8 protein-coding genes, 1 tRNA gene and 1 riboswitch are annotated in these 12,996 nt (G+C 71.6%); of the genes, 4 read left to right on the top strand and 5 right to left on the bottom strand.

Features of this window, described 5'->3' with window-relative positions:
* Positions 1–50: 50 nt before the first annotated feature.
* Positions 51–2,156, bottom strand: coding sequence for an asparagine synthase-related protein (locus OHA61_RS20250; RefSeq protein ID WP_406304203.1), 2,106 nt, complete (start codon positions 2,154–2,156; stop codon positions 51–53).
* Between the two features lie 773 nt (positions 2,157–2,929).
* Between OHA61_RS20250 and OHA61_RS20245 the strand changes: the two genes are divergently transcribed.
* The 4 genes from OHA61_RS20245 to OHA61_RS20230 all read left to right on the top strand — a co-directional run bounded on the left by OHA61_RS20245 (position 2,930) and on the right by OHA61_RS20230 (position 8,341).
* Positions 2,930–4,348, top strand: a complete 1,419-nt coding sequence (locus OHA61_RS20245; RefSeq protein WP_406304202.1) for an MFS transporter — start codon at positions 2,930–2,932, stop codon at positions 4,346–4,348.
* A 259-nt stretch (positions 4,349–4,607) separates the two neighbouring features.
* Entirely contained in the window at positions 4,608–5,852 is a 1,245-nt protein-coding gene (gene lhgO, locus OHA61_RS20240) for an L-2-hydroxyglutarate oxidase (protein ID WP_406304201.1), read from the top strand.
* Positions 5,853–6,148: 296 nt separating this feature from the next.
* Positions 6,149–6,946 (top strand): tRNA (guanosine(46)-N7)-methyltransferase TrmB, encoded by a 798-nt coding sequence (gene trmB / locus OHA61_RS20235; protein ID WP_406304200.1) that lies wholly within the window; start codon positions 6,149–6,151, stop codon positions 6,944–6,946.
* A 60-nt stretch (positions 6,947–7,006) separates the two neighbouring features.
* On the top strand, positions 7,007–8,341 hold the full coding sequence (locus OHA61_RS20230) for a PrsW family intramembrane metalloprotease (protein ID WP_406304199.1): 1,335 nt from the start codon (positions 7,007–7,009) through the stop codon (positions 8,339–8,341).
* A 187-nt stretch (positions 8,342–8,528) separates the two neighbouring features.
* Here OHA61_RS20230 and OHA61_RS20225 read toward each other — a convergent pair whose 3' ends face one another.
* The 4 genes from OHA61_RS20225 to OHA61_RS20210 form a co-directional block, all read right to left on the bottom strand.
* On the bottom strand, positions 8,529–9,572 hold the full coding sequence (locus OHA61_RS20225; protein ID WP_406304198.1) for a M23 family metallopeptidase: 1,044 nt from the start codon (positions 9,570–9,572) through the stop codon (positions 8,529–8,531).
* 11 nt (positions 9,573–9,583) lie between these two features.
* A riboswitch (cyclic di-AMP (ydaO/yuaA leader) is annotated at positions 9,584–9,740 on the bottom strand.
* 304 nt (positions 9,741–10,044) lie between these two features.
* On the bottom strand, positions 10,045–11,301 hold the full coding sequence (locus OHA61_RS20220) for a PP2C family protein-serine/threonine phosphatase (RefSeq protein ID WP_406304197.1): 1,257 nt from the start codon (positions 11,299–11,301) through the stop codon (positions 10,045–10,047).
* Positions 11,302–11,350: 49 nt separating this feature from the next.
* Positions 11,351–11,424 (bottom strand) — tRNA-Met (locus OHA61_RS20215).
* 50 nt (positions 11,425–11,474) lie between these two features.
* A complete protein-coding gene (locus OHA61_RS20210) occupies positions 11,475–12,710 on the bottom strand; it encodes a hypothetical protein (protein WP_406304196.1) in 1,236 nt (411 codons plus the stop codon).
* Between the last annotated feature and the right edge of the window lie 286 nt (positions 12,711–12,996).

Below are 12,996 nucleotides of genomic sequence, written 5' to 3'. Positions count from 1 at the left end.
GCCAGACGGTCGCCGACACCGCACCGAGCAAGCCCGCGACCCGCCGCCCCCTACGCCTGCAGCGTCCGCCTCGGTGGGACGACTCCTGCCACCGCGCGCTGTCTCGGCGCCGCCGTGCCCGTCCAGCACGTGCCCCGCCGTGAGAGCAGCCTCCGTAGCCACAGCTCCGTCGAGATCAGGTCCGCCAGGCCGTCCAGCGGGACCGGTTCGCCCTCCGAGGCCGCCCGTAGCGCCTTGCGGACCACGCGGGCCTCCACCAGGCCCGCGTCCGCCAGCAGTGGCGCGTCGAACAGGGCGATCAGGTGCGGGAGCGAGGCCCGCAGGCCGGTGCGGGCCGCCGTCGTCGAGGTCGTGTGGGTCGTCGCGCCCCAGCCCGGGGGCAGGTCGTGGATGCCCGCGCCCGCCAGGACCCGGCGGAGGATTTCCGCGCGGGCGCCCGGCCGGACCCTGAGGGATTCGGGGAGGTCGCGGCAGGCCCGTACGACCTGGTTGTCCAGAAAGGGGGCGTGCAGGCGCTGGCTGCGGATTTCCGCGGCCTGTTCGAGGATCCGCTGGTCCGACGCGTGGCGGGTCAGTGCCGCCCGTGCGCGGGCTTCGCCGGGCCGTTGCACCGACACCGGCCGCGTCGCCGCCTCCGTCAGGCGAACCGATACTTCAGCGAGCGCCTCGCCGGTGAGCCAGCGCGCCGCAGGGCCCGGCCGGGACCAGGTCAGGGCGGCCAGCGACGCGCCCAGGGGGCCGTCGTGGGCACGGCCGGACGGACGGTTCGCGGCCAGCAAGTGGTCCGCCGCCAGCTCCAGGCCGGTGCGGTAGGGCGTACGCGCCAGCCGCCGCGCCGCCCGGTACACCGTCAGCGGGATGAACAGGGACTGGGGCGAGGGCCCTTCGGCCCGCGTCAGCGCCGCGACGGGTCGCATCAGATGGCGGCGGCGCCGGTCGAGCAGCAGGTCCGCGAGCCGTGCCGGATGCGCGTCCAGGACCTGGCGCGCCCCCGCCCCGGTGAAGTGGTCCGCGCTGCCCGCCGCCAGCCGGTTGCGGTGACGTTCCGCCACGACGAGGGACGGCGCGGGCTCGTCGGTCAGCGGCCCGTCGAGATCCGCGTACGGCAGAGACTCATCACCCGCCGCGACCACCACATGGTGCAGCCGCGGATTCGCGGCGATCGCCCGGGCCCGCTCCAGTTCGGCCGCGTGTTCCACCTCGCGACCGCCCGTCGCCAGGTCGTTGAAGGTGACCGCGAGCAGCCGTTCTCCCGCGCCCGTGCCATGGCCGAGCACCGTTCCCGGCACCCCCGGCAGCCCCGCCGCCAGCAGCGCGAGTGTGCCGGACGCGCTACCGCCTGAGAGATCGGCTCCGATGCCGGGTGCCGGACCCCCGCGGGCGGCGCGCCGGGCCGCCGGGCCCATTCCGGGGACGGGCCCGGGGTCCTGTGGCAGGGTCTCGGGCGCGTGCCGGGGCGCGGTGAGCCTGGCCCGTACGGCGTCGACGAGCGCGTCCCGTACCCCCTCCACCGCACGTTCCGCCTCGATCTGCGGTCCCGCGACGGCCAGGGAGGCCACCGGCTCGTATCCGGTGATCTCGCGCGAGCCCTCGCGCAGGATCAGCGCGTGCCCTGCGGGGATGCGCTTCACACCGACGTACGGAGTCGAGTCGCGCAGCGCCTCCGGCGTCTCCGGGCAGGCCAGCAGTGCCGCCAAGTGCCCGATGTCCAGCTGCGCTTCGATCAGGTCGGCGAGCGGCAGCGCGGCGGTCGCGTACGCGGTGCCATTCGCCCAGGGCGTGTAGAAGACGGGTCTCGCCCCGGCGAGGTCGCCCGCGATCGTTATCCGGCGGCCGACCTGCGCGACGGCCGTATAACTGCCCGCCCACGCGGTCAGATGCCGCAACGCGCCGCCGCGCGCCGCGAACAGACCGACCTTCAGCTCCTCGTCACTGGCCGCGCAGCAGCCCAGGACGGCCAGTTTGGTGAAGGCGTCCACGGTGACGACACGCACCTCGTCGGGGCGCCAGTCGCCAACCGCCCAGAGCGGATCCGGATCTCCCCACAGGAGTTGGGAGCCGACAGGGTGAACGGTGCGGCCCTCGTCGGACGCCCCGACGACCCCGGCCGTACCGAAGTTTGCGGCGATACTGCTCCAGCCCACCAACCACCGCATCGCGCCTCCACAGCCTGTGGACGAACTCAGACCCGGGACCGAAGCCGCTCGGGAGCACCTCAGGAGCACCTCAGCAGCATGCAGCCGCACGGGAACATGCCGCCGTTCGGGAACATGCTGCCACGAAGGCGGCGCACAAGGGGGTCTCCGGGTCGCGTGCGCAAAAAGGGAACGCGCCCCTGGCATTGGCGATTTGACGACGGTCCAGGATGCGGTGGAGCGAGCGACCAACGCCCATAAAGGCACAAAAGGGATACAGGGGACAGTCGGCATTCAGCCAATTTGCGGGGCGTACATCCGTTCGTAACCCCCGCAGAACACAGTCCGGGAGGCGGCACACGCCTCCCGGACCGGTCCGCCACCCGCGGGGATTGAAGGCAGCGGATTCCCCCAGCCCACTGGTTCCAGTACGCAGTGGGCCGACCCACGCAGGACTCATGGAAGCGCTCCCCCATCAGCGGGACCAGAGCGCACGGACGGGCGCACGGCCACACACCGGGAGCACGCCCAGGAGCACGCCACGACCCCGCCCTTCATCGACGGTCTGCTCCAACGCACAACAATCTCGCCATACGGAACACCGCCTCTTAACGGTCGGGATGCGGCGAACTACGCTGTGTTTACTGTTGTTCTCCTCAGGGGCGCATATTCCCAGGGGCTCGGCCAGACGCTTTTGCAGCCGGGACCAAGGAGCTGTTCACCGGGGAGAACGCAGCACGAATGCCGTGCGCCAACAGCGACGCGGCGGCCGTCTGTGTGTCGAGGGGTGGCGCATGTCCAGGGAGCAACGCGGGCCGAACGAAAAGCTCGGCACCGTTCTCGCCCTCGCGGGAATCAGCAACGCCGGCCTCGCCCGGCGGGTCAACGACCTCGGAGCGCAGCGCGGGCTGACACTTCGTTACGACAAGACGTCCGTGGCGAGATGGGTGTCGAAGGGCATGGTGCCGCAGGGCGCCGCGCCCCATCTCATCGCCGCGGCGATCGGCGCCAAGCTCGGGCGTCCGGTGCCGCTGCACGAGATCGGCCTCGCGGACGCCGACCCTGCCCCCGAGGTCGGGCTCGCCTTCCCGCGCGATGTGGGCGAGGCGGTGAAATCGGCCACCGAGCTCTACCGTCTGGATCTTGCGGGCCGCCGGGCGGGCAGCGGGGGCATCTGGCAGTCCCTGGCCGGTTCTTTCGCAGTGAGCGCTTACGCCACGCCCGCGTCCCGCTGGCTGATAACCCCCGCCGACTCGTCTGTGGAGCGATCCCTGGACGCGACGGATGACACTCCCGCCCGCGTGGGCCACAGCGACGTCGCGAAGCTGCGGGAGGCCGCGGAGGACGCGCGGCGCTGGGACTCCAAGTACGGGGGCGGGGACTGGCGTTCATCCATGGTGCCGGAGTGTCTGCGGGTGGATGCGGCTCCGCTGCTGCTCGGGTCGTATTCGGACGAAGTGGGCCGCGCGCTGTTCGGCGCGACCGCGGAGCTGACCCGGCTGGCCGGCTGGATGGCCTTCGACACCGGTCAGCAGGAGGCGGCGCAGCGGTACTACATCCAGGCGCTGCGGCTGGCCCGGGCGGCGGCTGACGTGCCGCTGGGCGGGTACGTACTGGCTTCGATGTCGCTGCAGGCGACCTACCGCGGCTTCGCGGACGAGGGCGTCGACCTCGCCCAGGCGGCCCTTGAGCGCAACCGCGGGCTGGCGACGGCCCGCACGATGAGCTTCTTCCGGCTGGTGGAGGCGCGGGCGCACGCCAAGGCGACCGACGCGCCGGCGGCGGGGGCGGCGCTGAAGGCGGCCGAGGGCTGGCTCGAGCGCTCACGGGAGGGCGACGCCGACCCGTCCTGGCTGGGCTTCTACTCCTACGACCGGTTCGCGGCCGACGCGGCCGAGTGCTACCGCGATCTGAAGGCGCCGCGGCAGGTACGGCGCTTCACGGAGCAGGCGCTGTCGCGTCCGACGGAGGAATTCGTGCGCTCGCACGGGCTGCGGCTCGTGGTGTCGGCCGTCGCCGAACTGGAGTCGGGGAACCTGGACGCGGCGTGCGCGGCGGGCACGCGAGCGGTGGAGGTCGCGGGGCGGATCTCCTCGGCGCGGACCACGGAATACGTGCGGGATCTGCTGCACCGCCTGGAGCCGTACGGCGACGAACCACGGGTGGTGGAGCTGCGGGAGCGGGCCCGGCCGCTGCTGGTGGCCCCGGCGTAGGGGGTGTCTTTTGGATCAGGCCGGATCAGTGAGCGGGGTCTGGTGCGTGCAGATGCAAGGCGGAGGAGGGAGCCGACGCGGAGCGTCGGCGACTGACGACAACGCAGCAGATGTGCGTGCCAGGGCACGCGAGCCCGGCAAGATCCGAAAGACACCCCCTAGGGACACATGGCTCCGGCATAGGCGCAGACACCCTGGCTCAGCTGGTTTAACGGCCTTGTCAGTGGGCCAGTGCACTATCGGGGTGGGAGGTGACGCGGTGACAGCGTCCGGGCAGGGCTCGGTGCACGACTTCGACTGTGACGTGCTGGTGATCGGCGGCGGGATCATCGGCCTGTCGACGGCCCATGCCCTCACGCGCGCGGCTCCCGGCACCCGGGTGATCGTCCTGGAGAAGGAGACGGGCCCGGCCCGGCACCAGACCGGGCGGAACAGCGGAGTGATCCACAGCGGGATCTACTACCGGCCGGGGTCGCTGAAAGCGCGGTTCGCGGTGCGGGGCGCGGCCGAGATGGTGAAGTTCTGCGCGGAGTACGGCATCGCGCACAAGGTCACCGGGAAGCTGATCGTGGCCACCGGCAAGGACGAACTCCCGCGGCTGCACGCACTGGTCCAGCGCGGCAGGGAGAACGGCATTCCGGTGCGGGAGCTGGGCCCCGCGCAGATCATGGAGTACGAGCCGGAGGTGCGCGGGCTCGCGGCGATCCATGTCGGGACGACCGGGGTGTGCGACTTCGGGGCGGTGGCGGCGCAGCTGGGGGCCGCGTCCGGTGCGGACGTCCGCTACGGCGAGGAGGTGGCCGCGATCGACCGCCGGAGCTGGGGGGTCGCGGTGCGCACGACCTCGGGGGCGGTGGTCAGGGCGCGGGTGCTGGTGAACTGCGCGGGGCTGCACTGCGACCGGGTGGCGCGGCTGGCGGGCGACGATCCGAGGATGCGGATCGTGCCCTTCCGGGGCGAGTACTACGAGCTGGCGGACCCCTCGCTGGTGCGGGGCCTGGTGTATCCGGTCCCCGACCCGGCCTTCCCCTTCCTGGGCGTCCACCTGACCCGCGGCATCGACGGCGGAGTCCACGTCGGCCCGAACGCGGTCCCGGCGCTGGCCCGCGAGGGCTACAGCTGGTCGTCGGTCCGCCCGAGGGAACTGGCCGAGACGCTGAGCTGGCCGGGATCCTGGCGGATAGCGCGGCGCCACTGGCGGTACGGGGCCGGGGAACTGCACCGGTCCCTGTCGAAGCGTGCCTTCACGGCGGCGGTGCGCAGGCTGCTCCCGGCGGTGACGGAGACGGACCTGCGGCCGGCCGCGGCGGGGGTACGGGCGCAGGCGGTGCTGCGGGACGGGACGCTGGCGGACGACTTCCTGATCCGCGAGGCGCCGCGGACGGTGCATGTGCTGAACGCTCCGTCCCCTGCGGCGACGGCGTCGCTTCCCATCGGCCGGGAGGTGGCACGGCGGGCCCTGTCGGCGCTGACGGAGGGCCGGGTGGCGGGGGCGTCGAGGTGACACGCGGGGCGGGCGTGAACGGTCCGTTGCGCGGGCCCGCCGCGGGTGCGGTCCGGGGTGCCCGGTGCGGTGGGGTGCGGGTGGACCGCTGCGCGGGGCCTATTCCCCACCCCGCCCCTTCCCGTAACCGGGGCTCCGCCCCGGACCCCGGTCCTCAAACGCCGGACGGCTGAATGACCGGCGGGCCCGCACCCCGAACCGCCCAGAGCCGCGCCCCGCGCCCCGCGGCACCGGCACCGGGCGCCCCGTACCGCCCAAGACCCGCGCCCCGAGCGGGCCCGTAGAATCGACCCACTGTGTCTGAGCTTCGTAACCCCACCCCCGCCCCATCCCCCTCCCCTCCCCCCCTCCGCGCCAAGAGCGAGCCGCGGTTCCCCGGGGGCCCCGCTGCCGATCCCGCCGGGTCGCATCATGAGCGGCGGATCAGGAGCTTCCAGCCGCGGCGGAGTCGGGTGACCGTCGGGCAGGGCGATGCCCTGGAGCGGCTCTGGCCACGGTGGGGCATGGACATCGACGGGCAGCGCGTCCTCGATCTCGAGGAGATGTTCGGCGGGCTGCCCGTCGTCCTGGAGATCGGGTTCGGGATGGGCGAGGCCACCGCGCAGATGGCCGCCGCCGATCCCGGCACCGGGATTCTCGCCGTCGACGTGCACACGCCCGGGCAGGGCAATCTCCTCGGTCTCGCGGAGCGGAACGGACTGTCCAACATCCGTGTCGCCAACGGCGACGCGATCATCCTGCTCCGCGAGATGCTCCCGCCCGGCTCGCTCGACGGGCTGCGCGTCTACTTCCCCGACCCCTGGCCCAAGAAGCGCCACCACAAGCGCCGGCTGATCCAGCCCGAGTTCCTCAGTCTCGCCGCGCCCCGTATGAAGCCCGGAGCGATCCTGCACTGCGCGACGGACTGGGAGCCGTACGCCGAGCAGATGCTCGACGTGCTCTCGGCGCACCCGGACTTCGAGACCACCCAGGAGCACGGCGGCTTCGCCCCGCGCCCCGCCTTCCGGCCGCTCACCCGGTTCGAGGGGCAGGGCCTGGACAAGGGTCACAAGGTGCACGACCTGCTGTTCCGCCGCGTGTTGGAGTCGGCATAACCCTCGGTAGTGTGCCGTGCACCATCGCCAGGTGTCAGTGTGCCTCGTTAGGGTCATCAGGTGTCCGAGTCGTTCCCGCAGCACCTCTCACCGCATCCGGCGGTCCCGGCCTTCGACGAGCAGCCGCTCTTCGATGCCGTGCCGGAGCGTGCCCGCTGGCGGTACAAACCGCGGCGGGCCTCCCGGCTCTGGCGCAGCAAGGCGGTTCGGGCCGGGGTGGTCATCACCCTGCTCGCCCTCTCCGGCCTCGTCATCCTCGCTCTCGTACGCGAACAGACCGGCACGCACGGCTTCCTGGTCGGACTGGGCCTCGCCACCCTGCCCGTCCCGCTTCTCGCCGCGGCCTTCCGCTGGCTGGACCGGGTCGAGCCGGGACCCTGGCGGAATCTGCTGTTCGCGTTCGCCTGGGGCGCCTTCGCCGCCGCCCTCGTCGCGATCATCGCGAACTCCTTCGCGACCCGCTGGATAGCCACCGCAACCGCCGACCCGGCGAGCGCGGACACGCTCGGGGCGACCGTCATAGCCCCGGTCGTCGAGGAGACCGCCAAGGCCGCAGCGATTTTGCTGATCTTCATCTTCCGCAGACGGGACTTCACCGGGATCGTCGACGGCGTCGTCGTGGCGGGCTTCACCGCGACCGGTTTCGCCTTCACCGAGAACATCCTCTACCTCGGCAACGCCTTCGGTGAGGACCAGGAGATAGGCACCTCGGGCCTGGCATCGGTGACCGCGGCGACCTTCTTCGTACGTGTCGTCATGTCGCCGTTCGCGCATCCGCTCTTCACCGTGCTCACGGGCATCGGCTTCGGGATCGCGGCGCTCGCCGCACGACGCCAGCGATTCCGGCGGATCGCGCTGCCACTGCTGGGCCTCGCCCTCGCGATGGGCATGCACGCGCTGTGGAACGGCTCGGTGTCGCTCTTCGGCCCGTTCGGCTTCTATGCGGTGTACGGGGCGTTCATGGTCCCGGTCTTCGGGCTGCTGACCTGGCTCACGATCTGGACCCGGCAGTGCGAACTGCGCACGATATCCACCGAACTGCCCGCATACGCGGCGGCCGGCTGGCTGACGGCCGACGAGCCGCGCGCGCTCTCCTCGATGCGGGCGCGCACGATGGCCCGCGACATCGCCCGCCGTACGCACGGACCGGCCGCGGCCCACGCCGTCTCGGAGTACGAACGGTTCGCGACGACCCTGGCCTTTCTGCGCCACCGGGCCCACCGCGGCACGGCGGGCCCGGACTTCATGGAGCGCGAGCAGGAGCTGCTGCACCACCTGTGGCAGCGCAAGGAAGTCGCGTCTCCCGCGCTGAGCTACGCGGCGCGGGCGACGGGCCGGGTATGGACCCCGCCCCCGCACCGCGACTACGGCGGCTACAACCCGTACCGCTCCTAGGCTGGCAGGGCGCTTGTTCCGCCCGCATGCCGTACGCGACCGGGGCACAGGACCGGCAGCCCTGGCGTCGGGGGGTGAGCGCCAGAACTGCCGGCGTTCATGGGAGTGCGGTGCACCGCGCACATGGGGGCATCCGCATAAACGCCCCCTCGCGCCGAGCGGCGGCGCGAGGGGGCGTACGGAGAAATCAGACGGTCAGGCCCTTGTCCCGCAGCCAGGCCATCGGGTCGATGCCGGTCCCGCTCGCCGTGTGGACCTCGAGGTGCAGATGCGCGCCGGTCACATTGCCGGTCGCACCCACGCGCCCGATCGTCTCGCCCGTCGTCACCTTCTGGCCGACGCTGACCGAGATCGAGGACTGGTGGGCGTACCAGATCTCCGTGCCGTCCTCGAGCTCCAGCACCGTGCGGTAGCCGTAAGACCCGGACCAGCCCGCCGACTTGACGGTGCCGCTGTGCACGGCCTTCAGGGGCGTGCCCGTCGGGGCCGCGAAGTCCAGGCCGGTGTGGTAGCCCGAGGACCACATCGATCCGGCCTCACCGAAGGTGGAGGTGATCGTGTACGAGGAGGTCGGCAGCGAGTAGCTCGCGGCGAGCTTGGCGAGGCGCTCGGCCTCGGCCTTCTCCGCCGCTGCCTTCTCGGCGGCGAGCTTCGCCGCCTCGGCCTCGGCCTCCGCCGCGGTCTGCTGGGCCTTCGCCTCCGCCGCTGCCTTCTCGGCCGCGAGCTTCTCCGCGGCCGCCTTGGCCTCGGCGTCCGCCTCGGCCCGCTGCTGATCGGCCTGCTGGAGGATGCGGGCGCGCAGCGCCTCACCGGCGGAGCCCTGCGCCTCGGCCTTGGAGCCGGTGTCAGCGGCGAGCGTCGCCGAGGTGAGGGGCGCGGTGTTCCCGGCGTCGGCGTCCGAGGAGTCGTCGGACATGAACGAGCCGACGCCTGGAAGGGACTTGGCGTCGGGCAGGTTGTCCGCGATCGAGTCGGGGAGCGATATGGAGACCGGCGGCTTGCTCTGCGCGGTGGCCATGCCGCCCGCGCCGACCGCGGCGATCACGCCGACCCCGAGCACCGTGGAGCTGCGGGCGAGTCCGCCGCGCTGCTTCATGACACGGTGCCGGCCGCGCACCGGACGGACGGAGTCCTCGGTGGGGTTCCATTCCTCCCATGCCCGCTCTGCCACCTCGTCGCCGAAGAAGTCAGTTTCGAAGGGTGCTGTCGGGGCAGGTTTGTTGGACGCCACTGAGGCGTGCTCCTTTCCTTCCTTCTCGCCTACCGGGTTAGCTGACGGGTTCGGAGCAGGAAGGTCTCCTACGGGCGCTTCCGCCGCGGACAAGAGCGGCAAAAGGTGCCCGATTCACCCCAATTGGTGGTTCCCCGGTTCCCTTGCGGGATTCGGCGCGTGCGCACGGTGCCGCCTCTTGCGACGACTGGGACGACCGCGCTGCGTTATCGAACGTTAATAGACACCGGGGCCCGATTCCAAGCTGTTCCGACTGATCATTAACAACATTCGCCGGGACTTAACCGGACACAAGGGCCCGGAGTGGGGTGAGTTGATCGCCCCTGACGCACCATCCGACACCTCCCGCTACCTGACGGTTCGTCAAATGTTATGCGGAGGGGTGTCTCTCGATTACGTACCGTGCCCATCCGTCCGTCCGGCGTCCGGCGCCCGGCTTCACGACGCCAACGACGCCGAGCCGCCAGAGCCCTCACTCGCCCCCGCCGACCACGGGCACGATCGTGCGGCGCTCCTGCTGCCCCTGAGCGGGACGGCTGACCGCAAGCAGCGCCATGTCGTCCGTCGAGCCGCCACCCGTATGGCGTCGTACGTCGTCCACCAAGGCGTCCAGCAGCTCCTCGGGCCCGGGGAACAGCCGCCCCGCCAGCCGCCGGCCGGGGTCGTAGAAAACGCCGCTCGCGTCGCGCGCCTCGGACAGCCCGTCCGTATAGAGAAGCAGCGTGGCCCCGGGGGGCAGCCGGTGCGCGTCCGAGCGGTCCGGCCAGATCCCGAGGCCCATACCGAGCGGCAGCGCGGCCTGGGTCGGCTCCAGGATGTTCACGTTCCCGTCCGCGTACAGCAGGAGCGGCTCCGGATGGCCCCGGTTCACGACCCGTACGACACGATCACCGCGCGGGATCTCGGCCAGTACGGCGGTGGTGAACCCCTCGACCGCGTCCAGGTTGTGCCGCGCGCCCTCCCGCACCAGCGCCCGCTCCAGCCGCGCGGCGAGCCCTTCCAGCGAGCTCTCCTGCTCGGCGGCCTCCCGGAACGCCCCGATCACCACGGCCACCGCCTCGACCGCCTGCAGCCCCTTGCCCCGTACGTCCCCGACGATCAGCCGCACCCCGAAGGGTGTGTCCTGTACGGCGAAGAGGTCGCCGCCGATGAACGCGTCCTTCTGCGCCGCCTCGTACCGCGCGGCGACGTGCAGTCCCCCGATCCGCTCCGGGGGAGTCGGCAACACGGCGCGCTGCGCCGTCTCGGCGATCACCCGGGCCGACGCGAGGCGCTGACTGCCGAGCCGTACGACCCGGTTGATCAGCAGAGCGAGGCCCGAGACGGTGATCACAGTGGTCAGCTCGGTGAACGCCGTGATCTGCGAGAGGGTGTGGTTGTAGAGGTGCAGCCCGGTCACGCCGAGGATCGCCGCGATACCGACCAGCAGGGTGCCGACCCAGGTGAAGATGGGGGCCGCGATCAGCGGCGCGGCCGCGAAGAGCGGGACCGCCGTGAACCGGGGCGGCGTCGCGAGGTCGAAGATCGCGCCGCCGACGATCATCAGGGCGGGCAGCAGGCGGACGAATCCACGAGAGATGTCCGCTCCGCCCTGCTCTGGCTCGGCCACGGGTGCTCTCCTGCCCGGTCCCCACACGGCTGCGGACGGTACCGCCCCCTTCCCAGGCTGGCCGTAGCCGCGCCGGGCGGCGAGTCGCCGTCGGCCAACCGGGCGATGTCCGCAGCGCACACACGACAGTGGCCCGGCACTCTGTCGAGTGCCGGGCCACTGTTGTCAGTAGCGGGGACAGGATTTGAACCTGCGACCTCTGGGTTATGAGCCCAGCGAGCTACCGAGCTGCTCCACCCCGCGTCGGTGAACACCACCTTACGCCATCCGGAGCAAGATCAAATCCATTTTGTTCAGCGGCGGCGCAGACGCAGTGCGGTGAGGGCTCCGCCGGCCGCGATCAGGGCGGCAGCGGCGAAGGCCGCGTACCGGGTGGCGCCGGAGGATCCGGTGTTGGCGAGGGCGCCGGTGGTGGTGACGGGGGTGTTACCGCCGGCCACCGCCGTGGCCGAGGAGGACGGGGTCACGGAGGGGGTGGCGGAAGCGCTCGCGGAGGGCGTGGCAGACGGCGTCGCGGAGGGCGTCGCGCTCGGCTGGGTGGTGCCGCGCTCGGGGGCGACGGTGATCTTGCCCTGGGCTCCCAGGAACGGATGGGTGTTGCCCTCGGTCAGCCCGGTCGCCGCGCGCAGCGTGATCTTGACCGGCTTCTGGATGCCCTTGAAGTCGATGACGCTCACGCGAAGCCTGGTGCGCTTGTAGATGTAGCTCTTGCGGACGTCCGCGAGCTGCCACTTCTCCTCGCCCTTGAACTTCTCGACCTTGGTGTACTTGCCGTCCTCGCCCAGCTGCTCGATCCACAGCTCAGGGATCTTCGCCGTGGAGCCGGGCTCTTCGGCGACCTCCAGAATGGTCCTCAGGTCGGAGTCGAAAGTCACCCCGCCCTTGAGCTGGTGGACGACGTCGACGGTGCCCGCCCCGCCGGGCTTGATGGGAGCGTTCTCGTCGGTCTCGAGCGTCATGGCGGCGGGCCCTGTGTTGATCTTCGGGCTGGCCTCGAAGACGAGGGTGTCGTCCTGCTCGCGCTTGGTGTTCTCGGCGAGGTCGTCGGCCAGAAGCCTCAGATTGCCGTTGTTCGAGGGGTAGTTCTTGCCCAGGCCGACGGAGACCTTCCAGCTCAGCTCGCCCTTGGCGGGCACCGAGAAGGAGGCGCCCTTGCCCTTGCCGGCCGGGTAGAACACGCCCTGCGCGCCGATGCCCTCCTGGCTGACGAACTCGTCCGTCGCCGGGGCGTTCACCGGCTGCACGTCGAGGACGACGTGCGAGGCCGCGATGGGGCTCGCACCGTCCGTGTTCCCGATCAGCCACGGCTGGAAGTCCACCGGCTTGTCCGCGGAGTTCTTCACGGTGAACGTGAACGTCTCGCTCGCCCCGCCCCGGGTCAGCGGCCCGGTCGGCGCCGGAGTGCCCAGCTCGATGGTGAGGGGCTTCTGGGGAGCCACCGGGGCGGCGTGGGCGCTGAGCGGGACAAGCGTGGTGCCGACGGCGGCGGCGACAGTGAGCGCGGCGGCGGAGGCGAAGCGAGCGGACATGGTGGACTCCCCCCAAGGAATCGACTAGGGGCCTGACAGCCGCTGGATGGGCGGCAGTCGGCCGTACAAGAGAACAGCGCCGCAGAGCGCGCCGCGGCAGGCGGTGGTACGGGATGAGAGAGCTCGCGCGGCGAGCTGAATCAGAACTCGCCTTCCGTCCGGCCCTGTTCGGTCCCGGCTTACGGCGATGTGCTCATCCTCACCGCTCATGATCAGCCGGGCAATCCCCGTACTGTCACCACTCTGCAACAGCGAGCGGAAGCCGCAAATCCGCGTCTGACCTGCG

Source organism: Streptomyces sp. NBC_00885, from assembly GCF_045207475.1.
Lineage (GTDB): Bacteria > Actinomycetota > Actinomycetes > Streptomycetales > Streptomycetaceae > Streptomyces.
Note: the sequence above shows the minus strand (reverse complement) of the source record. Positions and strands in the feature narration are given on the sequence as shown.